The organism is Streptomyces sp. TAA040, assembly GCF_000424845.1.
This window is the reverse complement of record NZ_AUKR01000013.1, coordinates 18053-44556: the sequence shown is the minus strand read 5'-3', so window position 1 is coordinate 44556 and position 26504 is coordinate 18053. Positions and strand designations below refer to the sequence as shown.

26 protein-coding genes and 1 pseudogene are annotated in these 26504 nt (G+C 74.2%); 10 read left to right on the top strand and 17 right to left on the bottom strand.

The annotated features are described in order from the left end of the window. Positions 1 to 8: 8 nt before the first annotated feature. The 4 genes from H300_RS26685 to H300_RS26670 all read right to left on the bottom strand — a co-directional run bounded on the left by H300_RS26685 (position 9) and on the right by H300_RS26670 (position 5786). On the bottom strand, positions 9 to 1256 hold the full coding sequence (locus tag H300_RS26685; protein ID WP_051270013.1) for a hypothetical protein: 1248 nt from the start codon (positions 1254 to 1256) through the stop codon (positions 9 to 11). Next, on the bottom strand, positions 1253 to 3157 hold the full coding sequence (locus tag H300_RS26680; RefSeq protein ID WP_078515962.1) for a DUF3492 domain-containing protein: 1905 nt from the start codon (positions 3155 to 3157) through the stop codon (positions 1253 to 1255). The genes H300_RS26685 and H300_RS26680 overlap by 4 nt, the downstream gene beginning before the upstream one ends. A 252-nt stretch (positions 3158 to 3409) precedes the next feature. Continuing rightward, the gene (locus tag H300_RS26675; protein ID WP_051270012.1) at positions 3410 to 4597 is read right to left on the bottom strand and encodes a DUF3152 domain-containing protein; all 1188 of its coding nucleotides are present in this window, start codon (positions 4595 to 4597) and stop codon (positions 3410 to 3412) included. 184 nt (positions 4598 to 4781) lie between these two features. After that, a complete protein-coding gene (locus H300_RS26670; RefSeq protein WP_051270011.1) occupies positions 4782 to 5786 on the bottom strand; it encodes an alpha/beta hydrolase in 1005 nt (334 codons plus the stop codon). Positions 5787 to 5934: 148 nt separating this feature from the next. Here H300_RS26670 and H300_RS0113235 point away from each other — a divergent pair, with 148 nt between their 5' ends. From H300_RS0113235 to H300_RS0113220, 4 genes are all read left to right on the top strand, one after another. Further along, positions 5935 to 6198: a hypothetical protein gene (locus tag H300_RS0113235; RefSeq protein WP_028427818.1), complete on the top strand. Its 264-nt coding sequence runs from the start codon at positions 5935 to 5937 to the stop codon at positions 6196 to 6198. A gap of 119 nt (positions 6199 to 6317) precedes the next feature. Further along, entirely contained in the window at positions 6318 to 6944 is a 627-nt protein-coding gene (locus H300_RS0113230) for a TetR/AcrR family transcriptional regulator (RefSeq protein ID WP_028427817.1), read from the top strand. Between the two features lie 132 nt (positions 6945 to 7076). Then, positions 7077 to 7304: a DUF3107 domain-containing protein gene (locus H300_RS0113225; RefSeq protein WP_028427816.1), complete on the top strand. Its 228-nt coding sequence runs from the start codon at positions 7077 to 7079 to the stop codon at positions 7302 to 7304. 157 nt (positions 7305 to 7461) lie between these two features. Next, entirely contained in the window at positions 7462 to 7710 is a 249-nt protein-coding gene (locus H300_RS0113220; protein ID WP_486583778.1) for a hypothetical protein, read from the top strand. A 31-nt stretch (positions 7711 to 7741) separates the two neighbouring features. Here the strand turns inward: H300_RS0113220 and H300_RS0113215 are convergent, their stop codons facing one another. Beyond that, positions 7742 to 8542 carry a ferritin-like fold-containing protein gene (locus tag H300_RS0113215; protein WP_028427814.1) on the bottom strand — a complete coding sequence of 267 codons (801 nt, stop codon included), beginning with the start codon at positions 8540 to 8542 and terminating at the stop codon, positions 7742 to 7744. A 467-nt stretch (positions 8543 to 9009) separates the two neighbouring features. Here H300_RS0113215 and H300_RS26665 point away from each other — a divergent pair, with 467 nt between their 5' ends. Further along, positions 9010 to 10578, top strand: a complete 1569-nt coding sequence (locus tag H300_RS26665) for a DEAD/DEAH box helicase (protein ID WP_486583816.1) — start codon at positions 9010 to 9012, stop codon at positions 10576 to 10578. A gap of 190 nt (positions 10579 to 10768) precedes the next feature. Then, positions 10769 to 11620 (top strand): alpha/beta fold hydrolase, encoded by an 852-nt coding sequence (locus tag H300_RS0113205; protein ID WP_028427813.1) that lies wholly within the window; start codon positions 10769 to 10771, stop codon positions 11618 to 11620. Between the two features lie 119 nt (positions 11621 to 11739). Here H300_RS0113205 and H300_RS0113200 read toward each other — a convergent pair whose 3' ends face one another. From H300_RS0113200 to H300_RS0113185, 4 genes are all read right to left on the bottom strand, one after another. Continuing rightward, complete coding sequence (locus H300_RS0113200) at positions 11740 to 12345, bottom strand: MarC family protein (RefSeq protein WP_028427812.1); 606 nt, start codon at positions 12343 to 12345, stop codon at positions 11740 to 11742. 164 nt (positions 12346 to 12509) lie between these two features. Beyond that, positions 12510 to 13355, bottom strand: a complete 846-nt coding sequence (locus H300_RS0113195) for a PHP domain-containing protein (RefSeq protein WP_028427811.1) — start codon at positions 13353 to 13355, stop codon at positions 12510 to 12512. A gap of 148 nt (positions 13356 to 13503) precedes the next feature. After that, the gene (locus H300_RS0113190; RefSeq protein ID WP_028427810.1) at positions 13504 to 14142 is read right to left on the bottom strand and encodes a DUF6758 family protein; all 639 of its coding nucleotides are present in this window, start codon (positions 14140 to 14142) and stop codon (positions 13504 to 13506) included. A 43-nt stretch (positions 14143 to 14185) separates the two neighbouring features. Beyond that, entirely contained in the window at positions 14186 to 14794 is a 609-nt protein-coding gene (locus tag H300_RS0113185) for a suppressor of fused domain protein (RefSeq protein WP_028427809.1), read from the bottom strand. A gap of 354 nt (positions 14795 to 15148) precedes the next feature. Here H300_RS0113185 and H300_RS0113180 point away from each other — a divergent pair, with 354 nt between their 5' ends. Then, positions 15149 to 16270, top strand: coding sequence for a magnesium and cobalt transport protein CorA (locus H300_RS0113180; RefSeq protein WP_028427808.1), 1122 nt, complete (start codon positions 15149 to 15151; stop codon positions 16268 to 16270). 87 nt (positions 16271 to 16357) lie between these two features. On the opposite strand, the gene H300_RS26660 is transcribed toward H300_RS0113180, so the two are convergent. After that, positions 16358 to 17395, bottom strand: a complete 1038-nt coding sequence (locus H300_RS26660; protein ID WP_486583776.1) for a DMT family transporter — start codon at positions 17393 to 17395, stop codon at positions 16358 to 16360. 144 nt (positions 17396 to 17539) lie between these two features. Between H300_RS26660 and H300_RS0113170 the strand changes: the two genes are divergently transcribed. Then, positions 17540 to 18121, top strand: a complete 582-nt coding sequence (locus tag H300_RS0113170) for a hypothetical protein (protein WP_028427807.1) — start codon at positions 17540 to 17542, stop codon at positions 18119 to 18121. A 60-nt stretch (positions 18122 to 18181) separates the two neighbouring features. On the opposite strand, the gene H300_RS0113165 is transcribed toward H300_RS0113170, so the two are convergent. Next, positions 18182 to 18931 carry a hypothetical protein gene (locus H300_RS0113165; protein ID WP_028427806.1) on the bottom strand — a complete coding sequence of 250 codons (750 nt, stop codon included), beginning with the start codon at positions 18929 to 18931 and terminating at the stop codon, positions 18182 to 18184. Between the two features lie 126 nt (positions 18932 to 19057). Between H300_RS0113165 and H300_RS0113160 the strand changes: the two genes are divergently transcribed. After that, complete coding sequence (locus tag H300_RS0113160) at positions 19058 to 20215, top strand: Mrp/NBP35 family ATP-binding protein (protein ID WP_078515957.1); 1158 nt, start codon at positions 19058 to 19060, stop codon at positions 20213 to 20215. A 137-nt stretch (positions 20216 to 20352) separates the two neighbouring features. Here the strand turns inward: H300_RS0113160 and H300_RS0113155 are convergent, their stop codons facing one another. The 5 genes from H300_RS0113155 to sigE all read right to left on the bottom strand — a co-directional run bounded on the left by H300_RS0113155 (position 20353) and on the right by sigE (position 25256). Next, positions 20353 to 21000, bottom strand: a complete 648-nt coding sequence (locus H300_RS0113155) for a hypothetical protein (RefSeq protein WP_028427804.1) — start codon at positions 20998 to 21000, stop codon at positions 20353 to 20355. A 160-nt stretch (positions 21001 to 21160) separates the two neighbouring features. Next, positions 21161 to 21610 (bottom strand): sec-independent translocase, encoded by a 450-nt coding sequence (locus tag H300_RS0113150; RefSeq protein WP_028427803.1) that lies wholly within the window; start codon positions 21608 to 21610, stop codon positions 21161 to 21163. 169 nt (positions 21611 to 21779) lie between these two features. Then, positions 21780 to 23423 (bottom strand): trypsin-like peptidase domain-containing protein, encoded by a 1644-nt coding sequence (locus H300_RS0113145; RefSeq protein ID WP_028427802.1) that lies wholly within the window; start codon positions 23421 to 23423, stop codon positions 21780 to 21782. Between the two features lie 205 nt (positions 23424 to 23628). Beyond that, positions 23629 to 24465 (bottom strand): zf-HC2 domain-containing protein, encoded by an 837-nt coding sequence (locus tag H300_RS0113140; protein WP_028427801.1) that lies wholly within the window; start codon positions 24463 to 24465, stop codon positions 23629 to 23631. Next, a complete protein-coding gene (sigE, locus tag H300_RS0113135; RefSeq protein ID WP_078515956.1) occupies positions 24462 to 25256 on the bottom strand; it encodes an RNA polymerase sigma factor SigE in 795 nt (264 codons plus the stop codon). The genes H300_RS0113140 and sigE overlap by 4 nt, the downstream gene beginning before the upstream one ends. Positions 25257 to 25419: 163 nt before the next feature. On the opposite strand from sigE, the pseudogene H300_RS0113130 reads away from it, so the two are divergent. Further along, a pseudogene (locus H300_RS0113130) lies at positions 25420 to 26108 on the top strand (O-methyltransferase). A gap of 96 nt (positions 26109 to 26204) precedes the next feature. Here H300_RS0113130 and H300_RS30160 read toward each other — a convergent pair. After that, positions 26205 to 26372: a DUF3117 domain-containing protein gene (locus H300_RS30160; RefSeq protein WP_199779182.1), complete on the bottom strand. Its 168-nt coding sequence runs from the start codon at positions 26370 to 26372 to the stop codon at positions 26205 to 26207. Positions 26373 to 26504: the final 132 nt, after the last annotated feature.

Here is a 26504-nt window from a genome sequence, read left to right as displayed (position 1 = left end):
GGTTCCTCTCACCGGGGCCCCCGGCGATGGGCGGAGGCTCGGGTCGGCCGGACCGCGGCCGGGACGAGGACCAGAACCGCCGCGACGGCACAGGCCGCGGCGGACACTCCGGTGGGGCCGTACGCGACGAGCAGCCACCGGACGGGGGCACCGAGCGGTTCAAGTCCGGACAGCCTCCCGGCCGCCACCGAGGCGGTGGCCAGAACCTGCACCGCGCAGCCGGCCGCCAGGCCGGCCGCGGCCGCGGGCCGGCCGCCGTGCGCGACGAGCAGCAGTACCCCGAACAGCGCCGCGGCCAGGGCGGTGACCAGCACGACGGTGGCCGGGAGGCTCCGCACGGGCGGCTGTCCGGCCGTGCGGAGGGCCGCGTGCACGGCCCCCTGGACGGCGAGCAGTCCGCCCAGCAGGAGCAGCACCGCGCCGGCGAGCAGCGGCCGGGCCGCCGCGGTGAACTCGTCCAGGCTCCGGCTGCCCGCGAGCCTGCGACGGACCCGGTGTCCGAACCAGTGGGCTCCCCAGGCGGCGGGAACGCTCGCGGACGCGGCCCCCAGCAGTACGGCCGGGTCGCCGGGCGGCCCGAATGAGTCGGCCGGACCGGCGGACGCGGTGGCCAGCAGCGCCGGGCCGAAGAGCACCGCGCCGAACAGCGCGCCGCAGGCGAGGGAGACCGGGACGCCGAGCCGCGCGCCGGGCGTGCGCCGGCGGAGGCAGAGCGGAACGAGTACGGCGACCAGCACGGCCGCCACCACTGTCAGTACCGTCCCGGCGACCGGCGCGACGCGGGAGGCTGCGCAGGCGGCGGTGAGCGCGGCGGCGCAGAGCAGGCCGGGCAGCAGCAGGCCCGCGGCGCGTCCCCGCCGTACCCGCGCGGGTACGGCGGGGACGGACGCGGTCGGAGCCGCGACCCCCGGGACCCGGGCATACAGCTCCTCCGCCAGGGCGAAGACGTCGCGGTGCCGGAAACGGGCCGCCGTGCGGTCGGTGACGCCGGAGGCCTCCAGGCCCGCGGCGATCTCCAGCGGGTCCACGGCTCGTTCGCACAGCCCCCGGTGCCGGTGCATCAGCTCCCGCACGGGGTCGGCCGGCCGTCCCGGGGCCGCGGTGCGGCCGGGGGTGCCGGGACGGCCGGGGGGACGGCCGGCCCTGTCCGCACCGCCGCCCCGCGCGGGCGGCGGTGCGGACAGGGCCCCCGAGGAGCGGGTGTCCCGGGCGCCCGGGCTCGCCGGAGTGCGCGGACGGTGTTCGGCGGGCTTCAACGACCGTCCCCCTCCCCGGCGACGGCCCCGACCGGGGCGGGAGGCACCGGCCCTCGGGTGGGCGGACCGGACCCGGCCCAGCCGGGGCGGTGGCTGCCCGGGGCGCGGGCTTCCGTACGGCCCCCGGCCCAGCGGCCGGGCACGTGGGCCTCGGCCGGTCGGGAGAAGGGGCGCGGCCGGGCGGCCCCCGGGGCCCGCGGTGGCGCCTGCGCCGGGGAGCGGGAGATCAGCTCCAGGTAGATGCCATGAAAAGCCGCGAGATTCTGTTCGACGGTGAAGAGCTCGTGCGCCCTGGTCCGACCGGCCGCGGCGAGCAACGCCCGGCGCCCGGGGTCGCGGAGCAGGGCGAGGCACGCGTCCGCCAGCGCCCGCGGATTGCCCGGCGGGACCACGAGTCCGGTGCCGCCGACGACCTCACCGACCGCGCCCACGTCGGTGGCGACTGTGGCCCGGCCGCTGAGCATCGCCTCGACCAGCGGCAAGGGGAAGCCCTCCACCGTGCTGGAGAGGACCACGAGCGCGGCGGGCGTGTGGACGTCCGCCGGGGCGGGCACGACGGAGCTCCCGAGGTCGGTGAAGACGACCGGGTTGTCCCCGGGGCTCGCGGGGTCGGGGGCCTCGTCGGGGAACAGGTGCGCGGCGAGCGCCCGGCAGTGCGCCCAGTACGCGTCGGCCGGCCCCGTGCCGTGCTCGACCCCGGGGCCCGCGCTGCCCCCGAGGGGGGCCGCGGTGCTGTCACCGGGGGACGTCCGTCCGCCCGCTGTGCTCCGGCGGGAGCGCACGCCGGCGTCCGGCAGCGGCGGCGCGGGGTGGTCCGCGGCGGTGTTCACCAGGAGCAGCCGCGCCCCCGGTTCGCTCCGGCGGACCTCCCGGAAGGCGTGCAGCAGGGCGACCAGGTCCTTGCCGGGGCCGGGGCGGCCGGCCCAGACGAGCGTCGGCTCCCGCTGCGCCTGGCCGGTGTCCTCCGGGACGTCCGCGAAGGGAGCGGTCTGCACGCCGGGGTGGACGGTACGCAACCGGCGCCGGTCGGCGCCGCAGCGCTCCTGCCAGCGCCTGGTGTGGAGGTCCCCCGGTGTGATCACGTCGGCCTGCCGGTAGGTCTCCGCGGCCAGTCGGCCCTGGAAGGACGCCAGCAGTGCCCTGACCGGGGCGCCGGCCGCGGCGGGCGGCACCGCGTGGGCCGCCTCGGCGGAGCTGCCGAGGTGGTGCTCGCGCAACCGTGCGCCGTACTCGGTGACCAGCAGCGGTGTGCCGAAGGCGCGCTTGGCGACCAGCCCGGGCAGGGCCGCGGGCCCGCCGCCCACGACGTGGCAGAGGTCCGCGCCGGCGAGCGCCGGGTCGTGCGCTCCGGCGCCGGATGCCGCGGCGTGCGCGCCGTACCAGTCCAGCGACAGCGGACGCAGCGCCCGTTCCAGGCGCTCGGCCATCAGCAGCAGGTCGGCGACGCGGGCCGAGCGCACGGCGCGCAGTGTGCCGGGAGCGCGGCAGGCGCTCTCCAGCATGCGGATGGCGTCCTCCGAGCGGAGCCGTTCGGTCAGGTCCCACTGCTCTCCGGCCGGGGGGACGAGCGCGTGCAGGCCGTTGGCGAAACGGTCCGCCTGGGCGTCCTCGGCGCACAGCGCGGACGCGAACTCCGCGAAGTTCTCCGCGAAGGCGCGGCGCTCCCGACGGCCCGGGCTCCGGCCTCCCTCGGCACCCGGGCCCCACAGCGGGGCCGTCCGCACCCGTCGCACGTGCGCGGGCAGCGGCCGGCGGTCGCCCTCCTCCTGACGGCGGCTCCGGCTGAGCGCGTACACCTCGAACTCGTGTCCGGGAAACCCGTGCACGAGCCGGTCGCACCACGCCGCGGACTGACCGCGCGCGAACGGGTAGCCACCCTCGGTAAGTATCGCGATACGCATGAACGCACCCCCCGATCATCCTTCGCCGCTCCGCTGGGCCACTGGCGTGGCGTCGCGGGAAGAAGGTATGCGGGTGACGCGGTGCCGTGATGGACGGTTGTCCGCCGCGCCACCGAAAGGGGTGAAGAAGCGTGACTTTTCCGCCGGTAGAGCGTTCGCTCGGACGGAGGACGTGCCGGGCGCGGTCCCCGCGCTCCGTCGGGGACGCCGCCGCGCACCGGCCCCCGCGTCGCCGGCCGGTGCGGGGCGGCCTCAGGCGTCGGGGAACGGCCAGGCGTTCGGCCGGCAGGTGGCGCCACCGACCTCCAGGAACTTGGTCTGCTGCATCATCACCGGCGCCAGGGCACCGTCCTTCGGGCAGTCGACATGCCCGAAACCGAGCCGATGGCCCACCTCGTGGTTGACGAGCATCTGCCGGTACTCCCGCAGGCGCGTGTCACCGAAGGTCTCGGAGCCCTGCCCCCAGCGATAGGCGTTGATCATGATGCGCTCGGTGGAGGCCGAGTCACAGGACACGTTGTCCTCGGTGGTGTCCAGACCCGACTTCGCACACCACTCCGCGGTCGTGCCGGGGCTGGCCAGCGTGATCACGAAGTCCACCGAGCCCGAGGGGACGCGCTCGAAGGTCCGCGCGCCCTCGTGGGCCCAACTGCGTGCGTCGTTGAGCGTCTCGTGCACCGCCCGGGTGAACATCCCGGCGTCCAGGTCGAGCCCCTGCTCCACGTCGACGCGGTAGGTCACGCGGGTGCCCTCGCCCGCCCCCTTGTCGCGGCCGGCCGAGGCGGTGAACTTCCCCGAACCGGTCAGCTCGGGATCCACCGGCGCCGGCTCGGCCAGCAGTTCCTCGTAGGTCAGCGGGGGCGGCTCCGGCGTCGCCGTGACCTCGGGGCCGCGCCCGTCCGACCGGGAGGCCTGCTCCTCGCCGGCACGGGCCCCGTCCTCCGCGAGGGCCGGACCGCCGTTGCTGCGCTCCTCGGCGACCTGCCCCGCGACCAGGAGCGCCAGTACCGTCGTGAGCGCGGCGGCCCCCACCCCGGTCACCGTCCGGCCCGCCCGGCCGCGGCTGAAGTCGCCGGGCTCGTCCAGCCGCGTCCACGGGTCATCGCCGGGCCCCGTGTCAGAGCCGTCCGACCCGTCGCCGGGCTCCGCGCCGCGCGCCGCCTCCGGGTCGTGACCGCCGGCGAAGCCGTCGAACGACCCGTCGTGCGGTACGGCGGCCGGCCGGGTGCCCCGGCGCGCCGCGCCGCCGGGCCCGCCGTACGGCGGGCGTTCGCCGCCGGTCGAGTGCCCGTCGAACGCGTCCAGATAGTCCTGCCGCGGGCCGCCGCGGTGCCCCGGGGTACCGGGCCCGGGGCCTCCTGGCCCGGGGCCCCGCCGGGGGTTGCCGTACGGCCCGGAGCCCGGCTCGGGGTGCTGCGGATGGCCGCCACGCGCCGGCACACTGCCGGGCGGCGTACCGGCGCCGGCACGCGGGTACTGCGGTGGTATCAGCGGGCCCAGCGGCCGGGGGCTGCCGTGGGCGGGGGTGGACGGCTCCCCGGAGGGGCCGCGTCCTGCGGCGGCATCGCGCTCACCGGGGGGGGACGGCGTCCCGGTGGCACCGTCCCCCGGTCGCCGCGGGCGGCTATGGCGTCCCACGATGCGCCTCAACTCCTGCCGTCTCGGATGCCTCACCCGCGGTGCCGGCCATGTCCAGGAAAGCCCCCGCCACTGTCTTGGGGTGCTCCATCATCGCCACGTGCCCGGCCTCCGGCAGGAACAGCAACCGGGAGTCCCGGAAGGCTCTGCTCGCCCGGCCCGCCATCCGGGGCGCGACCAGCCGGTCACGCCCGCCGTAGACCAGCAGGGTCGGAGCGATCACCCGTTCCGCCTGGCGCCACAGGGAATGCTGACCGCCCACCGTATAGGCATTGACGACTCCTCGGGCCGAGTGCGCCATGACTTCCCAGAAGTAGGGCAGGCCCAACCGGCGCTCGTACTCCGCGACAGCGCGGGCGAAGCCCTCGGGCCGCACCCCTCCGGGATCGCCGTAGCACAGCGCCATCACCTCGCGGGTGCGCCGCTCGGCCGTCCAGCCGCGGGTGAGGCGGGCGTACAGCCGGGGGGCACCGGGGACCGCGAGCAGCGCGGTCGGCAGCGCCGACCGCTGCGGACGCAGCTCCGGCAGCGCCGGGGAGACCAACGAGAGGGTGCGGACCAGGTCGGGGCGGAGCGCCGCGACCCGGGTGGCGACCGCTCCGCCCAGCGAGTTCCCGAAGAGGTGGACCGGACCGCGGCCGGACGCCTCCAGGTAGCGGATGACGGCCCGGGCGTGGCCCGTCACCGAGTAGTCGCCGTCCGCCGGCGGCTCGGAGTGGCCGAACCCCGGCAGATCGAGCGCCTCGCCGTACACACGGTCGGCGAGCACCTCCATCAGCTCGGACCAGTTCTGCGAAGATCCGCCGAGGCCGTGCACGTACAGCGCCGGCGGCAGGCCCTCCGGCTGCTCCACGCGACTGCGCACCGCGAGGCGCCGACCGGCCACCTCCACCGTGCGCAGCGTCTCGCCGGCCTCGTCCACCGATCCGGTCGGCGGTTCCATGACATGCGGCACGGCACGCGGGGTACCCGACTCGTCAGTAGAAGCCATGGCCGCAATATTACGGGGCGATCACGCCCGGACTCACGTGTTCGCCGTCACAGCCTCCGCGGCGGCCGCGGAGGCAGGCCGTACGAACGGACGACCACCGCTCCGGCACTGCCGCGAGCGGTCGGACCGTCCGGAAAGGGGAGCCCCCATGACCGTCGACCCCACCGACCCGAACACCACCCTCGACGCCGGCTCCGCGCTGCGGACGCCCGCCGACGAGGAGGCCGCGCGGCCCGGCCTGGAGGTGCCCGAGGCGGACGCCGCCGAGCAGTACGCCGAGGTCGGCCCAGCGGAGGACGCGACCATGCAGAGGGTGGGCGGCGACCCGGACGCCCCGGTCGCCGCGGTGGACCCCGCGGACGCCGCCGAGCAGGCCAGGACCGTGGAGGTCGATGAGGAGGATTATCGCTGAATCCTCTCCGGGGCGGCCGCGGAGTGGAAAACTGCCGCTCCGTGGCGCACAGTCCGGTTACCCAAAAGTACGATGGCCCGTGCGGGCACTTCGCGCGCAGAACGATCCAGGGAGGCGGCGTGACAGCCATCGAGCAGACCGAGGCACGCCCCAGGGGTACGCGCCTGCCGCGCCGGGCACGGCGCAACCAGTTGCTCGGAGCCGCGCAGGAGGTCTTCGTCGCGCAGGGGTACCACGCTGCGGCGATGGACGACATCGCCGACCGCGCCGGGGTCAGCAAACCGGTGCTCTACCAGCACTTCCCCGGAAAACTCGACCTCTACATGGCGCTGCTGGACCAGCACTGCGAGGCGCTGCTCCAGGACGTGCGCGCCGCGCTGAGCTCCACCACGGACAACAAGCTCCGCGTCACGGCGACCATGGAAGCCTACTTCGCGTTCGTGGAGAACGAAGGCGGCGCCTTCCGGCTGGTCTTCGAGTCCGACCTGACGAACGAGCCGGCCGTGCGGGAGCGGGTCGACCGGGTGAGCCTGGAGTGCGCGGAGGCGGTCACCGCGGTGATCGCTGAGGACACCGACCTCCCGGCGGACGAGTCCGAGCTCCTGGCGGTCGGCCTGTGCGGACTGGCGCAGATCACGGCCCGCTACTGGCTCGGTTCCGGGCGCAAGATCCCGCGCGACACCGCCGCGGAACTCATCTCCTCGCTGGCCTGGCGGGGCATCGCGGGTTTCCCCCTGCACGAGTGAGCGGCCGCCCCGGGCCGGTGTTCGCTTCCGGCGTGGCGGGAGCCGCGCCGACCGGCACCGGATGCGGGCTAGTGTGGGCCGGGTACAGCGCGGCTGACCGCGCACCCCACTGACCGTCGGAAGGACATAGGCGTGGAGGTCAAGATCGGCGTGCAGCACGCGCCCCGCGAGCTCACCTTGGAGAGCACGCAGTCTCCCGAGGAGATCGAGAGCACCGTGGCCGAGGCGCTGACCGGGAAGACCGGTCTGCTCAGCCTGGTGGACGCGCACGGACGCAAGGTACTCGTGCCGGCAGACCGGCTGGCGTACGTCGACATCGGCGAGTCGACGGCCCGGAGGGTGGGGTTCGGCGCGGGCTGACGCAAGCGCACAGCACCGAACAGCCCCGCGGACGGCGACCGGGAGATGATTCCTCCCGGCCGCCGTTTCGTACGCCGGGCGGGTTGGGTAGACCGGGAACGTCCTGCTTTGCCCACCGGATCGGGAGGCCGCCATGCTCGCGGAGACACTCAGTTCCGTGACCCTCGGACTGGTGGTGGCAGTGGCCGCCCTGCGCTGGCTGCCACACCGGTTCGGCAGCCGTCCACTGCTGCTGGCCACCGGCGCCGGCGCCGGCGCGCTGGGCGGCCTGGTGACCCGCGCGGTGCTCGGCCCGGGGAACCTGCTGCTCGCCTCGCTCCTGGCGGTGGCGGTAGCGGTCGCGCTGACCTCGCTCCTGCTGGACGTCCGGCGGCCCGCGCCGACCACCGCTCCGCTGGGGGGCTGACGCCCCGGCCCGGTCAAACGGTCAGGTCCGGTCAGGCGGCCAGACCGAGGGCCGCCATCCGCTTGGTGTGCGCCTCGGTGATCCGGGAGAACATCCGCCCCACCTCGGCCAGGTCGAAGCCGCCCGCCACACCGCCGACGAGCATGGTGGACAGCGCGTCCCGCTCGGCGACGACCCGCTGGGCCTGGGAGAGCGCCTCCCCCATCAGCCGCCGCCCCCACAGGGCGAGCCGGCCGCCCACCCGCGGGTCGGCCTCGATCGCGGCCCGCACCCGCTCCACCGCGAAGCTGGAATGCCCGGTGTCGGCGAGCACCCGCAGCACGAGCGCCCGGGTGTCGGAATCCAGCCGGACGGCCACCTCGCGATAGAAGTCCGAGGCGATGGAGTCCCCGACGTAGGCCTTGATCAGCCCTTCCAGCCAGTCCGAGGGCGCCGTCTGCCGGTGGAACTCGTCGAGCGAGGCCACGAAGGGCTCCATGGCCCGCGTCGGGTCGGCGTCGATGGCCGTCAGTCGTTCCCGCAGGGTGTCGAAGTGGTGGAACTCGGCGGACGCCATCGCGGCCAGTCTGCCCTTGTCCGCCAGCGAGGGGGCCAGCTTGGCGTCCTCGGCGAGCCGCTCGAAGGCCGCCAGCTCGCCGTAGGCGAGGACTCCCAGCAGGTCGACCACGGCCTCGCGGTACTGCGGTTCGCGTGCGGCGGTCTCCCAGTCCTGCTCGGCGATCGCAACCGGTACGGAGGCCGCGGAGGGCGTGGGCCGCGGCCCACCGGCCGCGGCGGATTGCGACTCGGTCCCGGACGGGTCCGGGACCCCTGAGGTGTCAGACGTCTCCATGCTGCGCACGATATCCCCCTCACCTGCTGCGAAACCCCATCGGAGCACACCTCTGTCTGCTTTCGTGCCGCCTGCGGAACAATCGCCCCGGTACAGCCGCGAGGATTCGGGGTACAGTGATATGGAGTCCGCCTGTTGCGACGGGCGTGCTCACGAATGCGGATGCCCGGTCGGTGGCACGATCGGCTCCGACCAGACCGCCCTCCCCTCCGGCTGAGGGGCCGCTCGCGCGGTGCAAGCGCTTGAGCGAGAGCTAGTGGTCCTGCGCTGCGCCGAAGAGCGCGCGGGCGCGGTACGACCCGCCTCGCCGCCTGGTGCCGCGTCTCACAGAAGAGGCAAGCATCCTGTCCACCACCACGTTCCGAGACCTCGGAATCCTCCCCGAAACCGCCGAGGCACTTGAAGCCGTCGGCATTCTGACCCCCTTCCCCATCCAGGAACTGACTCTTCCGGTGGCCCTCACCGGAATGGACGTCATCGGCCAGGCCAAGACCGGCACCGGCAAGACCCTGGGCTTCGGGCTCCCGCTGCTGGAGGCCGTCACCGTCCCAGCGGACGTCGAGGCGGGCCGGGCGACGCCCGAGCAGCTCACCGTGGCCCCGCAGGCACTCGTGGTCGTCCCCACCCGCGAGCTCTGCCAGCAGGTCACCAACGACCTGCTCACCGCGGGCAAGGTCCGCAACGTGCGGGTCCTGCCGATCTACGGCGGCCGGGCCTACGAGCCCCAGGTCGAGGCCCTCCTGAAGGGCGTGGACGTCGTCGTCGGCACCCCCGGCCGCCTGCTCGATCTTGCCGGTCAGCGCAAGCTGGACCTCTCCCACGTCAGGTCGCTCGTCCTCGACGAGGCGGACGAGATGCTGGACCTCGGCTTCCTGCCGGACGTCGAGAAGATCATCCAGCACCTCCCCGGGAAGCGGCAGACGATGCTGTTCTCGGCGACGATGCCCGGCCAGGTGATCTCACTGGCCCGCCGCTACATGGCGCAGCCCACCCATATCAGGGCGACGGCCCCGGACGACCTGGGCGCCACGGTTGCCAACACCAAGCAGCACGTCTTCCGCGCGCACAACATGGACAAGCCGGAGATGGTCGCCCGAATCCTCCAGGCCGAGGGCCGCGGGCTCGCCATGGTGTTCACCCGCACCAAGCGCACCGCCGCCGACGTCGCCGACCAGCTCGCGCGCCGGGGCTTCGCCTCCGGGGCCGTGCACGGCGACCTCGGCCAGGGCGCTCGCGAGCAGGCGCTGCGCGCCTTCCGCAACGGCAAGGTGGACGTCCTCGTCTGCACTGACGTCGCTGCCCGCGGGATCGACGTCGAGGGGGTCACCCACGTGATCAACTACCAGACCCCCGAGGACGAGAAGACCTACCTGCACCGCATCGGCCGCACCGGTCGGGCCGGCAACTCCGGCATCGCGATCACGCTCGTCGACTGGGACGACCTGCCGCGCTGGCAGCTGATCAACAAGGCGCTGGAGCTGAACCTCTCCGACCCGGAGGAGACCTACTCCACCTCGCCGCACCTCTACGAGCAGCTCAGCATCCCGGCCGGCACCAAGGGCGTACTGCCCAGGACCGACCGGACCAGGGCCGGTCTCTCCGCCGAGGAAGTAGAGGACCTGGGCGAGTCGCCCCGCGGCCGCGGCGGACGCGGCGCGACGGCAGCCGTCGAGGAGCGGCCGGCACGCACCCGGGCCCCGCGGCAGCGCCGCCGCACCCGCGGCGGGCAGTCCGCGGAGGGCGGCGGCACCCCGGCCGCCGAGACCCCCGCCGCCGAGAGCGGCGCCGAGAGTGCCTCCGCTCCGGCGAAGCCCCGGCGCCGCCGGCGTTCGCGTTCCGGGTCCTCCGGCGCCCCCGCGCCCGCCGGAGCGGCCCCCGCGGCCTCCGCCCCCGCAGCGGCGGCAGCCGACACCCCGGCGGCGTCACCCGGACCCGAGGCGGGCTCCGGGGACGAGGCCCGCAAACCGCGGCGCCGCCGTCGCACCCGTTCGGCCGGCGCCGCCGCCTCGGCCCCGGGTGACGCTGCCACCGCCTGAACGAGGACGGGACACCGGCGGCAGGGGCCCACGGGCCCCGTAGGCAGGGCGCCACCCCACGGCGACGCGGCGCACCTCGCACAGCACCACCAGAAGAGGCCGGCCCGCGATGGGCCGGCCTCTTCGCGTGCGCCGGCACGCCGCCGGGCCGGTCGACGGACCGTCCGGCGCGAGCGGTAGCGTCCCCGGTATGAGCAAGCCGCCGTCTCTGAGACTGCCGCCCGGCGCACGGTCCGGTCGGCTGCCCACCGCGCGCGGGGACTTCGCCGTACTGGACGCGGGCTCCGCCCGACGGGGCACCGCCCTGCTGGTACCGGGGTTCACCGGCAGCAAGGAGGACTTCCTCGCGGTCCTCGGCCCGCTCGCCGACGCCGGTTTCCGGGTCGTCGCGGTGGACGGCCGCGGTCAGTACGAGTCCGGGGGGCCGGACGAGGAGGCCGCCTACGCGCTGCACGAGCTCGCCGCGGACCTGCTGGCGCAGGCGGCGGCGCTCGGCGGGTCGGTACATCTGGTCGGCCACTCGTTCGGCGGGCTGATCGCCCGGGCCGCGGTACTGCGGGACCACGCCCCGTTCCGTTCGCTCACACTGATGAGCAGCGGCCCGGCGGCCGTCGGCCCGGGCCAGCGCGAGCGGCTGCGGCTGCTGATCGCGGCGCTGGGCGCGATGGGCATGCCCGAGGTGTGGCAGGCCATGCGGCAGCTCGACCCGCCGGAGGCGGCCGACGAGGCCACTCTCTCCGAGGTGAACGACTTCCTGCGCGAGCGGTGGCTGGCCACCGCGCCGGCGCAGTTGCTGGCGACGGGACGCCGACTGAGCGAGGAGCCCGACCGGGTGGACGCCCTGGCCGAGGTGCCGCTGCGCGTGCTGGTGCTGTCGGGCGCGGTCGACTACGCCTGGCCCGTCGAGGAGATGGACACGATGGCCGCACGGCTGGGGGCGCGGCGCGGGATCGTCGCGGGGGCCGAGCACTCCCCCGCCGCCCAGCAGCCGGAGGCCACCGCGTCGGCGCTGGAGGCGTTCTGGCTCGACCGCCCGGAATGACGCCTCAGCCGCGCCGACCGGCTCCGTGCGGGCGGCGCCCCGCGGAGCGGCGGGGAACGCGGCCTCCCCTCCGTCACGGACGACGGGCGGCGCCCCGGGGCGGCGGGTCCGGCGGCGGTTCAGCCGCCCTGGACGAACCGGGTGACGCCGTTGGCGATCTGCTGCACAGCGATGGCCGAGAGCAGCATGCCGGAAAGCCGGGTGACCAGCACCACTCCGCCCTCCTTGATCAGCCGGACGATCACCAGCGAGTAGCGCATCGTCAGCCACAGCACCAGATGCATCGCGACGATGGCAGCCCAGACGGCCGCCTGGCCTTCGACGCCGTCGGCCCGCTGGACGGCCAGGATCACCGAGACGATCGCTCCCGGCCCGGCGAGCAGCGGCATGCCGAGCGGCACCAGGGCGACGTTGACCTCCTTGGTCTGCTGCGGCTCGTCCGTCTTGCCGGTGAGCAGATCGAGTGCCACGAGCAGCAGCAGGAGACCGCCGGCGACCATCAGGGCGGGCATCGAAACGTGCAGGTAGTCCAGGATCTGCTTGCCGAACAGCCCGAACAGCGCGATGACGCCGAACGCGACGAGCGCCGCCTGCCAGGCCATCCGGCGCTGCACCTTCACCGGCCGTCCGGAGGTGAGGGCCAGGAAGATCGGGGTGACGCCCGGCGGGTCCATGATCACGAAGAGGGTGAGGAAGAGCGAGCCGAATACGGCGAAGTCGATCATGGCGGTGCCTTGGGTGAGGGAAGCGGAGCGGACGGCGGGCAGTGGGGCACCGCGTGCCGCAAGGGATCGGGGCCGCCGCGCACGCGGTCGGCCGGGGCCGCGGGGGGCCGGGGAGAAGGCACGGGAAGGGGGCGGGCGTCGGGCGCCCGACGGCGAGCGGCGGTTCAGCCGGTCAGCGGGGCGGCGCCGGAGCCCCGGGCCGCGATCTCCGCGTAGACCTCGGGGGCGGTGGTGTGCTCGCCCAGGACACAGGTCTTCCGGCTGCCGTGGTAGTCGCTGGACCCGGTGGCGAGCAGCCCCAGGTCCGCGGCCATCGCGTGCATCCGCGTCCGGGTCGCCGGGTCGTGGTCCATGTGGTCGGCTTCCAGGCCGTCCAGACCGGCTTCGGCGAGCTTGCCGATCGCCTCCTCCGGAACGCACTCGCCGCGCTTGACCGCCTGCGGATGGGCGAAGACGGCCACACCCCCGGCTCCCTTGACCAGCCGGAGCGCGTCGAAGGGGTCGAGTTCGTGCTTGTCCACGTAGGCGCGGCCGTCGTTGGCGATCCACTCCGGAGTGAAGGCGTCCGAGACAGAGGTGACGACACCGGCCTCGACCATCGCCGTGGCGATGTGCGGGCGCCCGATGGCGCCGTCGCCAGCGATCTCCCGCACCCGCTCCCAGGTGACGGGGACGCCGAGTTCCCGAAGCCTGGCCACCATGCCGCGGGCGCGCGGGACCCGGTCGTCGCGCACCAGCTCGCGCTCGGCCGCCAGCGCGGGCTCCTCCGGGTCGAAGAGGTACGCCAGCATGTGCAGGCTGACCCCGTCCAGCCGGCAGGACAGTTCCGCTCCGGTGACGAGGGTGAGGCCGGGCGGCAGGGCCTCGGCTGCCTCGCGGTGGCCGGCCACCGTGTCGTGGTCGGTGAGCGCCACCACGTCCAGTCCGGCGGCTGCGGCGTTGCGCACCAGCTCGGCCGGGCTGTCGGTGCCGTCGGAAGCGGTGGAGTGGGTGTGCAGGTCGATGCGCACGGCGGTGCTCCAGCGGCGTGGGACGGCGGATGGTCGGTCGGCGGGCGCTCCCGGCGGCCGGAGGGGCCGGGCCGGTTGCCGGTCCCAGGGTAGAGCAACCGCCGTCCCCGCCGTCCGGCGCCCGCCCCGGGCGCGGGGACGGGCCGGTTCAGCCGAGGATGCGCGGCGAGAGGGCGCCGCAAGGCAGCAGGTCTCTCTCTGCCCCGGCGTCCCGCAGGTCGGTGAGCACCAGTTCGTCGTACATCAGCAGCCCGGACTCGGCGGGCCAGACGACCGCCCACAGCCAGAGACCGCACGCCTCCCCGGCGAAGACCGCCCGATCGTCGGGGACGCCCCGGACGTTCCACAGGGGCGTGGGTCGGCCGGCGGCGAGCACCTTGGCGTGCGGCGGCTTGTCGACCTCCAGGTACGGACCGGGGTCGGGCCCGGGGAGGCCCGCGTACCGGGCTCCGAGGCCGACGCCGAGTTCCTCCGCGACGAGGATCAGCTCGCCCGGCCCGCCGAGCGGGGCGGGGCCGGAGCAGGCGACAGCCGTGGCGCGTCCGCCGCTGCGGTCGTCACCGGCGCAGACCACACCGCTGAACAGCCAGCCGACCGGGAGCGGCCACGGCATCCACACCGGGACGCGGGTGCGGTTGACGACGACGCCCAGTGCGTCGACGCTCGGCGGTATCACGGGCTGGAGCGGGTGCACCGTGCCGTGCACGTCGCACTGCCAGGCGTCGGAGAAGAGACCGGGCGCCCTGACCCGGCCACCGCACTTCGGGCAACTGGGTTCGCCCCTCATGAAGCACCACGGTCCTACCCCGGGGCGGCTTCGTCAAGGACGATCACCCGGCCAGGGGTACCGATCGGCGCACCGGGTCGCGCAGGTCCGTGCCGTGCGCGAGCCAGCGCTCCCGGAGGGCCTCGGCACCCCTGGCACGCTTCCACGCAGCCTCGTTGCCGGTCATCGGCAGGAGTGGCAGGAAGCGCACCGGCTCCAGCGGCTCCGTCAGGGCGAGGTCGGGCACCACTCCGCCGGGCTCCGCGACCAGGACGGAGCTGAAGGGCGCTCCGGGCCACAGCGGCCCACCGAGGTCGAGGGACGCCCCGGGCGCCACGACGACGCCCTCGACCTGGGGGGACGCCGCGAGCACCGCCAGCCCCCGCAGCACCTTGTCGGTGTCGGCGGTCTCGGTGGGCACCGCCCGCACGGAGAGCAGGAGTTCGGCCCGCGGGCCGCGCTCCGGATCGGCCAGCGCCGCGACGGGGTCGGCCATCGGGGCTGCGGACATGCCGAGCGTGACGTAGCGGACGACCGGGCCGTCCGGGCCGTCGTGGCCGAAGCGCAGTACCTCGACGCGGTCGGTTCCGACGAAGGTGACGGCGGCCCTGGCGTCGGGTTCGCCGAGCACCGCTCCCAGCCGGGCCTCGACCAGTTCGAGAACTTTTGTCATGTGGCGAGTTTAGGTCCTGTGAGTTTTGGGAAAAGAAGCGGCCGCAACAGGCCGGAATCAGTCATTCCGGCAGGATGACGGTGTTACCGTGAACCGTCTGTCAAGGCTGGCGCACATCATCCCCCAACGGGGATCGACCGGAGGAGGTGGGGACTCACATGGATCCAAGTCGACCGTGCAATAGCAGTCACCCCTCACTCCGGCAGCGGCGCTGAGTCCGCGGTGCCCGCTTTGAGGACTTCCGGCCCCGGACGCCTGCGCCCGGCACTGCCGTAGGCCCTCAATCCGGACAGTGCAGTACCCCTCCCGCCGCTGACGGCTCGTTTCCGCGCGACCTTCGCGAAGGAGCCCAGCATGTCGATGATCCGTGACCTGCGTGCCGCCGTCCGCCCCGCCCGCCGCCGGGGGCGCGGACGTCCGTACGACTCCTGCGACGCCGGACGTGGCGGGCACGCCGTCCCCAGCGCCGTGGTGGACTGCGCCGTCTACCGGGCGGGCCGGCGCTGCGAGGAGCAACTCTCCCCGGCCGACGCCCTGGACCGGGTCCGGGCCGGCGGCGGGCAGGAGTTCGTCTGGATAGGGCTGCACGAGCCCACCGAGCACGAGTTCTCCGGCATCGCCCAGGAGTTCGGACTGCACCCGCTGGCCGTGGAGGACGCCGTCCAGGCACACCAGCGGCCGAAGCTGGAGCGGTACGACGACTCCGTCTTCACCGTGATCAAGACGCTGCACTACGTCGAGCACGCCGAACTGACCGCCAGCAGCCAGGTGGTGGAGACCGGCGAGGTGATGTGCTTCACCGGCCGCGACTACATCATCACCGTCCGGCACGGCGTACAGGGCTCGCTGCGGGCCCTGCGGCACCGGATGGAGGACGACCCGGAGCTGCTGGCCAAGGGCCCGTCCGCGGTCCTGCACGCCATCGCGGACCAGGTGGTGGACGGCTACCTCGCCGTCGCCGACGCCGTGCAGACCGACATCGACGAGGTGGAGACGGACGTCTTCTCGCCGCCGGGCGGCAAGTCCGCCCGAGGCGGTGACGCGGGCCGCATCTACCAGCTCAAGCGCGAGGTGCTGGGCTTCAAGCGGGCGGTCTCGCCGCTGCTGCGCCCGATGCAGTTGCTCAGCGAGCGCCCGATGCGGGTGATCGACCCGGACATCCAGAACTACTTCCGGGACGTCGCCGACCACCTGACCCGGGTCAACGAGCAGGTGCTCTCCTTCGACGACCTGCTCAACTCGATCCTCCAGGCGAACCTGGCACAGGCGACCGTCGCGCAGAACGAGGACATGCGGAAGATCACTGCATGGGCGGCCATCTTCGCCGTCCCGACCATGATCGCGGGCGTCTACGGGATGAACTTCGACTACATGCCGGAGCTGCGCTGGAGGTACGGCTACCCGGTGGTGCTCTGCTCCATCGTGGTCATCTGCTACACGATCCACCGCGGGTTCCGGCGCAACGGCTGGCTCTGATCCCGCGGAACCGGGGCTGTCGGCGAGGGCCGCCCGACCACGCACGGACGCGGGCGGCTGCCGGCACGGGCCGCGTCCGTGCAGGGGTCACGTGCGGTCGGCGCTCCCGGTGCGCTGCCGCCGTCCCTCGGCCGGTGCCTCCGCCGGTGCCACCGGTACCGGGACAGCGGCCCGCGGTGCGGTGCCCCGGGCCGATCCGCGCAGCACCACGAGCAGACCGACCATGATCACCGCGAGTGCCGGGTAGGCGACCGCGGGCGGCGTCTGCCCGAGCCAGAGAGCCGCGATGACGGCCGCACCCGGCGTCTCCAGCAGGATGGCCGTCGAGGTCACCGAGGGACCGAGCCCGCGCACCACCCGGTTCATCAGCGAGTGGCCGAGCAACTGCGCTGCCAGCGTCAGCACGGCCAGCTTCAGCCAGGTCTCGCCGCTGTAGCCGGCCCCGAGGTCCGCTCCGGACAACAAGCAGGCGACGAGCAGGAGCAGGGCAGTCGTCGTGTAGCAGACGAAGGTGTACGTCGTGGTGGAGACCGTCCGCCGCACCTCCGCGCCGAGCAGCACGTACCCGGCCGCCGCCATCCCGCCGGCGAGGGCGAGGGCGTCGCCGGCGAGGGCGCGCGGCGAGAGCGAGAGGTCGACGCCGGTCAGCAGCAGCACCCCGGCGAAGGCGACGGCGGTGCCGGCCCAGACCATCGACGGCGGCCGGTGCCCGCGCAGCCGGAGCAGCACCGTGGTCCAGATCGGGGTGGTGGTCACCAGCGCGGTGGAGGAGGCGACCGAGGTCATGTGCAGACTCGGCAGCCACAGGGCGAAGTGCAGGGCCAGCAGGGCACCGGCGGCGCCGGCGAGCAGCAGGGTGCGGCGGCTCAGCCCGCGCAGCTCGGCGCGGTGCCGGAGGAGGGCCACGGGCGCGAGCACCCCCACGGCCATGGCGTTCCGCCAGAAGGCGATGGCCAGGGCCGGGGCCGCGGTCGCCGCGATGAGCGGGGCGGAGAGCGAGATACCGGAGACGGCGACCGCGAGCAGGAAGAGGTCCACGCCCGTGCCGGGAGTGCCGGGCGCGGCTCCGCCGGTGCGGCCGGACGGCCTGCGCGCGCCGGGGTCGCGCTGCTCGACGGATGGCACGGGTGCTCCTCTCGGGGATCTTCTTCGAACGTCCGCCCCGAACGTCTGGCCCGGGGTTTTCGCAGAGCCCAGCGTAAGGCGCATACCGGGTTCGCGGTACTGACCGTCCGCGGTCCGGGACGGCCCGCGCGATAGGCTCGCCCCATGACCGAGTCAGCCGCGCTGCCGCTCTTCGCACGGGCGCTCATCGAGGAGTCCGCCAAGAAGTCCGCGATGGTCTGGGTCCGCGGCCCACAGGGACCGGCCCGGCCCCTGTGGCACGTGTGGCAGGACGGCGCGGTGTGCCTGGTGGGAGCCGCGGGCGGGGAGTCCGAGTCCGGGGGCCCCGGCGCCGCCGGGGTGCGCGAGCAGCCGCTGACCGGTCTGGGACTGGTGGACGGCGGCGCCGCGACGGTCTCGGTGCGCAGCAAGGACAAGGGCGGGCGGCTGGTGGTCTGGCCCGCGCGGGTGGCCGAGCCGCAGCCGCACAGCACGTCGTGGACGGCCGCGGTCGAGGAGCTGCGGGGCAAGCGGCTCAACGCGCCGGACACCGAAACGCTGCCCGAGCGGTGGGCGCGCGAGTGCCGCGTGCTGCGGCTGGAACCTGCCGGCGACCTGGTCGAGCAGCCCGGCGCGGTTCCGGACACCCCCTCGCACGCGGTCCCGCTGCCCACCCCGGCGACGACCCGCGAGCCCGCGCCCGCCGCCCTGCCCGCACTGCTGTTCCGCCGCCGCAAGCACTCCTGAGGCTGGTGCGGACGGGGCCCGTGCGGACGGGGCCCGTGCGGACGGGGTCCGCCGCACCGGTCAGTCGTCCGCGGTGATGCTCTTGCCGTAGTCGACCACCTGATCGCTCTCTGGTGCGCGCAGCGTGAACTCCTTGTTCCACTCGCCCAGTTCCACCACGCCGCCGTTTCCGCCGCGCTCCAGCCGCAGCGGGTACGGGGTGCCCATGAGCGACACGTCGAGCTTCCCGCCCGCCCCCTCGCCGGCCACCACCCGGATGGTCCGCTTCCCGTCCACCTCGGTGCGCTCCCCGGTCTCGCGCTTGCCGTCGAGGACGAGCAGGCCGTCCATCATGACGCCCAGCTCCGTGAAACCGCTCAACTGGTCGTAGGCCGGATCGCCGGACGGGACCTTCACGTACTTCCCCTCCAGCTTCCCCGCGGCGGCCCGGTCGCTCTCGGAGAGCTCCTCGCCGTCCTTCTCCTGGTGCACCCAGAAGTCCGCGTCCGCCCTGAGGAAGAGGTCCTTCTCCACCCGGAGCAGCTCGAACCGGGAACCGCCCTCGGCGGCGACCTCGCCCACCCCGCCGCCGGTGCCCAGCCGCATGTCGAGCCGGTAGGTGCGCCCCTGGCTGGTCACACTGCCGGAGAGCCGGACCGCCTCCGCCGACTCGGCGGCCTTCAGCGCCCGCTGCTCGATCTTCTCGGCGGGGAGCTTCCCGACCCCGTTCGTCCCGGCGTCCGGATCCTCCCCGGCACAGCCGCTCAGCACGAGCCCCGCACAGGCGGCTCCCGCCAGAACCGCACGCCGGGTGCGAGCACTTGCTGTCACGTCGGCTGTTCCTCCTGGTGTGACGAGGCCGGAGCACCCGCACCCTATCCCCTGCCGCGGCCACTGGGCGCGGCAGGCCGCCCCGGGGCTTTCGGCACGGCGGCACCGGCGCCGTACCATCGTCGTATGGCTACCGACACGTACGGATCAGCGCCCACCGAGGACGCGGTGCGCAGCGCGCTCGCGACGGTGGACGACCCGGAAATCCACCGGCCGATCACCGATCTGGGCATGGTGAAATCCGTCGACATCGCGGCCGACGGCGCGGTCGCCGTCGGCATCTACCTCACCGTCTCGGGCTGCCCGATGCGGGAGACCATCACCTCCCGGGTGACCGAGGCCGTCCAGGGCGTGCCCGGGGTGACCGGCGTCGAGGTCGAGCTGGACGTGATGAGCGACGAGCAGCGCAAGGAGCTGCGGAACTCGCTGCGTGGCGGCCAGGCCGAGCGCGAGGTGCCCTTCGCCCAGCCGAACTCGCTGACCCGCGTGTACTGCGTGGCCTCGGGCAAGGGCGGCGTCGGCAAGTCCTCGGTCACGGTCAACGTGGCAGCGGCGATGGCCGCCGACGGCCTCAAGGTCGGAGTGGTGGACGCCGACATCTACGGCCACTCCGTGCCCCGGATGCTGGGCGCGGAAGGCCGCCCCACCCAGGTGGACGACATGATCATGCCGCCCTCGGCGAACGGGGTGAAGGTCATCTCGATCGGCATGTTCACTCCCGGCAACGCCCCCGTGGTGTGGCGCGGGCCGATGCTGCACCGTGCGCTCCAGCAGTTCCTCGCCGATGTCTACTGGGGTGACCTGGACGTCCTGCTCCTCGACCTGCCGCCCGGTACGGGCGACATCGCCATCTCGGTGGCGCAGTTGATCCCGAACGCCGAGATCCTCGTGGTCACCACGCCGCAGCAGGCGGCGGCCGAGGTCGCCGAACGCGCGGGGTCGATCGCGGTGCAGACGCACCAGAAGATCGTCGGCGTGGTGGAGAACATGTCCGGCCTGCCGTGCCCGCACTGCGACGAGATGATCGACGTCTTCGGCACCGGCGGCGGCCAGCGGGTCGCCGAGGGGCTGACCAGGACCACCGGGTCCCAGGTGCCGGTGCTCGGTGCCATCCCGATCGACGTACGACTGCGGGAGGGCGGTGACGAGGGCAAGCCGGTCGTGCTCACCGACCCGGAGTCGCCGGCCGGAGCGGCGATTCGCTCGGTCGCGGGGAAGCTCGGCGGCCGCGAGCGCGGTCTGACCGGGATGTCGCTGGGGCTCACCCCGACCAACAAGTTCTGAGGGCCGCGCCCCTCCGGCGCCCCGGGGTCCGGCTGACGTCCGGGCGAGCGGCGGCGGGGCCCGTCCCGCCGCTCCGACGGGCGGGGACGGTCGCCCCCGCCCGGACCGTCCCGGCGGGGGCACCGCCGGGGCCGTTTTCACCGCGCGTACGCCGCGAGGTCCTCGATCACCGAGAAGCCGAGCCCGTAGGCGCTCAGACCCCGGCCGTAGGCGCCCAGGTGCACGTCCGTGCCCGCCGCGCCCGCCAGCACCCAGCCGTACTCCGACTCCCGGTAGCGGAAGTCGGTCGGCACGCCGTCCACCGGCAGCGAGAGGGTGGACCAGCCGTCGCCGTCGAGGTGGTCGGCGAGGTCCCAGGCGATGTCGGTCTGCTGGTCGAGCCAGTCCTGCCGCAGCGCCCGCTCCATCTGGGAGGGCCAGGTGCAGGACAGCAGCCCCGAACCCGCCAGCCACGCCGAGGACGACACGGAGGTCGCCTCCAGCACCCCGGTGCCGTCGGCGCTGCGTCTGACCGGCCGGCTCGCCACCGTCACCACCACGGCGAACCGCTGCTCCTCGGGGCTGGTCTCCGCCCGCCAGGACGGTTCCTCGCCGTGTCCGGTGGCGCCGTGCTCCACGGTGCCGTCCGCGCCCGCGCCGACCTGCATCAGCCAGCGGGGCCCGGTGTACGCGTCATCCAGGCCGTACCACGGGAATCCGGCCGCTCGGTAGCCGTCCACCGTGCGCCCCGGAGCGGGCGCGGCGGTCACGCGCTGCGGCGCGTCCGTCCGACTGGTCGTCTCCATCTGCGCGAAGCCTCCTTGTTGCCCTGCGTCGTGGGCGGCCTGCCCCCCTCGGACGGCCCGACCCCGGACACAGGGAGGATAGCCACCCGGAAGGGTTGTGTCGGGCATGCCGCAGGATGAGAGGAATCACAACGGGTGGCGGGGGGCGTACAAACAGGCGTCAGGTGGCATCCGCATCGAACGGAGGCGGCTCCACCGCGGCCCGCGGTTCCTTCTTGCGCAACCGGTCCGAGAGGTCGGCCGCGGCGCCGGTCCCGGCCGCGTTCCCCGCGGCGGAGCCGTTCTTCTTGATGTCCACGGCGTCGCCGACCTCGGCCAGCTCCTTGCGCATGTCGAAACTGTTGCGGATCTCCCTGAGCCCCAGCTCCTCGTTCTCCATCAGGTGCTTCTGCGCGAAGCGCTTGGGGTGCAGGTCCTGGAACTCGAAGTCCTTGAACTCGGGACCGAGCTCGCTGCGGATGTCGTCCCGCGCGCTGTCGGAGAACTGGCGCACCTTGCGGATGAACGACGCGGCGTCCTGGATCACCTTCGGCAGCTTCTCGGGTCCGAAGACGAGCACGGCGAGCACGATGAGCACGATCAGCTCAAGCGCTCCAATGTCGAAGAACACCCTGCCGCTCCTTCACTGGTCCATGACCCCGGCGCGACGCCGACGGGACCCCGTCAGCCTCACGGTACCTGGCCCACCGGCAACGGCGGGAGACACCCGTGCGAACACCGCCGCCCGGCCGCCCCCGGTGGCACCCGGGGTGCGGCCGGGTCGCGGCCGCGGCATGCGGTCAGCCGCCCCCGGAGCTGCCGAGCGTGACGTCGAGGGAGAGTTCCTCGCCGTCCCGCCGCACGGTCAGCTCTAGCAGGTCGCCGGGGCGGTGGCTGCGGATCTTCACGATCAGCTCCTCCCCCGTCCGCACCCGGGCGCCGTCCACCGCGGTGACCACGTCGCCCTCCCGCACACCCGCCTCGTCGGCCGGGCCCCCGGGCACGACGGCCGTCCCGGAACCGTCCCGGGTTCCGACCCGGGCGCCGTCCTCCGCCGCGGAGACGTCGACGCTGACGCCGATCACCGGATGGGTGGCCCGACCGGTGTTGATCAGCTCCTCGGCCACCCGGGTGGCCTGGTTGACCGGGATGGCGAAGCCGAGCCCGATGGAGCCGCTCTGCTGCTCTCCCGGGGAGCCGATGCCCTGGTCGGCGGCGCGGATGGCGCTGTTCACCCCGATCACCCGGCCGCCCGCGTCCATCAGCGGGCCGCCGGAGTTGCCGGGGTTTATCGGCGCGTCGGTCTGGAGGGCGTCCACGTAGCTGACGTCGCTGCCGTCCTGCCGCCCTCCGGCGGTGATCGGCCGCTCCTTCGCGCTGATGATCCCGGAGGTGACCGTGCCGGCCAGGTCGAAGGGCGCGCCGATGGCCACCACCGGGTCCCCCACCCGCACGGAGTCGGAGTCACCCAGCGGCAGCGGGCTGAGGTTCGCGACGCTGTCCACCTTGACGACGGCGAGGTCGTACCCGCCGTCGCCGCCGACCAGCCGGGCCCCCGCGGTCTCGCCGCTGCTGAAGGTGACGCGTATCCGGCCGTCGGAGCCCGCAGGTCCCACCACGTGCTGGTTGGTGAGAATGTGGCCGCGGTCGTCGAGCACGAAGCCCGTCCCGGTGCCCTGCTCGCCACCGCCGTCCACATGCAGGGTGACCACTCCGGGCAGCGCGGCGGCGGCTATGCCGGCGACGCTGTCGTCGGCCCGCTCGACCGTGCCCGGCTGCGCCTGCGGCAGGGTGACGTCACCGAATCCCCCGCTGCGCTCCAGGGCCATCCCGACCCAGCTGCCGACCGCACCGGCTAGCAGCGCCAGAGCCAGTGCCCCTACGGCGAGGGAGCGGCGCCTCGACCGCGGTCCCGGCGGTGCCACCAGCTCGGGCTCCGGCCCGCCCGCCCACGGGTCGTATCCGGGCCACGCCGACCCTGGCTGCGCGACGGGCGGAGCGGTGGGCGGGGGCGCCTGCGGCGGCGGGACCGAGGCGGGCGGACCGGGCGGGGGCTCGGCGGCGGGCGCCTCCGGGACGGGGTCACCCGCCTTTGGGACGGGGGCGGGGGCGTCCGGGCCCGGCGCTGCGGGCTCTCCGTCCTCGGCGGCGGCCGAGGGCGCCGTGAAAGGCGTACCGGACGGCGGGGTGGGGTCCGCCGGAGGCCGCTGCACCGGCGGCGCGGGCGCCCACGGACCCGGACCGCCGTACGGCGGGGTTCCGTACGGGTCCTCGCCGTGCAGCGGCCGCTGCACGGCGCGAGGCGACCCCGCCTGGGCCGGCAGCCCTCCGGCCACCGGGTCGGCGGTGGCTCGGGCGCCCGCGTGTCCGGCGGACGCGTCCGCCGGTCCCTGCGGGCGCTTCCACCACCTCGGCCTCATACCGCCGACCCTTGCCTCGTCCATGCTCTCCCCACACCTCGCCCTTCCCCCGCTGCTGTGCCGGCGACGGGCGCTGCGCCGACACCCGTGGGCGGGTGGCCACCGGACGCCGCCCGAAGAGCCGTCCCGTGGCCACCGCCGCACCGGGCCGAGCCGGCGATCCGTACGAACCGTGACAAGGCATTGAACCAGGTGTGCGCCGGGCCGCGCAGCGAGCACCCGGTGTCGATCAGCGCTCCTGGGAGGCCGCTATCGGTGAGCTGCTGCCGGCCGGGTCCGGGAGCGGCACGGGCTGGGGCTGGGGCCGGGGCAGTTGTGTCGCCCGGCCGAACGGCACCATCAGCGACGGCGGCGTCAGCAGCCCGGCGGACCGGAACAGGCTCGTACGCCCGGCGGAGACCGGCCCGAGGGCCAGGCCGTCCGGGTTGCGGACCTCGCGCGGCGAGGGGGCGATCGTCGGGCCGTTCGCCACGGAGAGCAACGCGGGCCCGGAGTCGCCGAGACGGCCGCCGGCACGGCGTTCGGTGCTTCGCTCCACGCCGGGTGGCGCGGTGCGCAGCGGGACCGCTCCCGGGCCGCTCTGGACACCGCCCGAGCCGCTGGGCGCGGCCGTCCCCACTGCTCCGCCGATGGCGACGGCCGCGAGGGAGACGGCTCCGGCCGCGGCGAAGGCGAACCTCCTGCCGCGTGAGGCGGCGCGCCCGGCCTCGCCGGTGCGGTGGACGCGGAAGCCGCGGTGCGGGGTGAGCACGCTCCCGGCCTCTCCGGCGGGGAGGTAGGAGAAGTCCAGACCGCCCCGCGGCGGCTCGACGGGGGTGTCCTCACCGGTGAGCGGCAGGCACTGCAGGCGGGCCAGGAGGCCGTCGGAGGGCATCGGCGGGGCGGTGTCCGCGAAGACGTTCTTGACCCTGCGCTGGGCGTCGGCCTCGGCCTTGCATCCGTGGCAGGTCGCCAGGTGCGCCAGCACTCGTTCCCGCGCCTCGTGGTCGAGCTCACCGTCGATCAACGCGGCGAGTCGGTCCCCCAGGTGCTGCTCGGCCACGGTGGGCTCGGGTGCGCCGTTCACGCGACCCCGCCTCCCTCCGGTTCGGGGACGAGGGCCCCGACGGAGGTCCCGGCCATGGCCCGCTGGTCGGCACGCCGCTCCGGCGAGCGGTGCTGGAGGGCCTTGCGCAGGTGCGAGCGGCCGCGGTGGATGCGGCTGCGGACCGTGCCGAGCTTGACGCCGAGAGTGGCGGCGATCTCCTCGTAGGAGAGCCCCTCGATGTCGCAGAGCACCACGGCGGCCCGGAACTCCGGCGCCAGGGTGTCGAGCGCCTGCTGGACGTCGGCGTCGAAGTGGGTGTCGTTGAAGTGCTGCTGCGGGGAGGGCTCCCGGCTGGGCAGCCGCTCCGCGGCGTCGTCCCCGAGGGAGTCGAAGCGGATCCGCTGCTTGCGGCGCACCATGTCCAGGAAGAGGTTGGTGGTGATGCGGTGGAGCCAGCCCTCGAAGGTGCCCGGGGTGTAGGTGGACAGCGACCGGAACACCCGGACGAAGACCTCCTGGGTGAGGTCCTCGGCGTCGTGCTGGTTGCCGGTGAGCCGGTAGGCGAGGCGGTAGACCCGCGCGCTGTGCGTGCTGACGATCTCCTCCCAGGAGGGAGGGGTCCACGCCGCGCTGTCCGCACCGGTGGCGAAGGTCGCAGTCGTGGCCGGTGCGGAGGGCGCGGGATCGGTGGCGTGACGACGGTCAGCGGTGTAGGTCACGGATGTTGGCTCGGCGGTCGACCGTCGGAGACGCCTCAGCATCCCCCGGCCCCCGCCCGGAGCCGCACCTCCCCTGTTTGCTCTGGTGGTGTCCAGTGGAGCACCTACCATAGCCACCTCGCCCGTTAGCTCCGGATAAGTATTTTTGGCCAGCATTTGGTCCCGTCCCCTTCCACCGGCTCCCGAGAATCGGCCACCGACACGGTCCGCTGTCTTCCCGCTTCAACGTGCGGTCCCATCTGCGGGTTCCCGCCGCCAACGGCTACAGTCACGGATGCGTGGTCCACGGGGACAGGGAGAGTTGACATTACCGGCAACCGGCAGACGAGCTGGGCCTTCGCCGACGCGTACGGCGTGGAGGCCGTCGACAGCGCCGCGAACGTGGCGCTGAGCTGGGCGCACGACCGGGCCGAGGACGCGGGACTGCGCGCCGTCTCCGACGGCACCGGGGCCGCGCTGCGACTGCTGGCCGCCGCGACGGACGCCCGCGCCGTCGCCGAGATCGGGACCGGCACCGGCGTGTCGGGGATCCACCTGCTGCGCGGGATGCGCCCCGACGGGGTCTTCACCACCGTGGACGTCGAGCCGGAGCGGCAGCAGTTCGCCCGGCAGGCCTTCCGGGCAGCCGGCTTCGCCGGCAACCGGGCCCGCTTCATCCCCGGGCGCGCACTGGACGTGCTCCCCCGCCTCGCCGACGGCGGCTACGACCTCGTCTTCTGCGACGGCGACCGCACCGAGTGCCTGGAGTACCTCGACGAGGCGCTGCGGCTGCTGCGTCCCGGCGGTCTCGTCTGCTTCGAAGGGGTGTTCGCGGACGGCCGAACCGTCGATTCGGCGGCCCAGCCCGCCGAGGTGCTGACCCTGCGCGAACTGCTGCGCACCGTACGGGACAGCGAGGAGCTGCTGCCCTCTCTGCTGCCGGTGGGCGACGGCCTGCTCTGCGCCGTCAAACGCAGCGACTGAAGACCGGCGGACGCGGGAACGAGCGCTGCCCCCGGAGCGGGAGCGCTCCGGGGGCAGCGGGGGGAAAACAGCGCCGGTCTGCGCGCTCCAGCACGCTCAGTCGCAGATCTTCTTGATTTCCTCACCAAGTGCGACCGCTTCGTCCGGGGTCAGCTCGACGACGAGTCGTCCGCCACCCTCGAGCGGAACGCGCATGATGATGCCCCGCCCCTCCTTGGTCACCTCGAGCGGGCCGTCGCCCGTTCGCGGCTTCATGGCCGCCATGCTCGTTCCCCTTCCTGAAACCAGCTCATCGCAGCCGGCGGCCCAGGAACAGGCACGTGTCACCGGCATTGAACACATTGCTTCTCCGCCATTATCCCGCATGCCGCGACCCGATGACCAACAGCGGTGGTG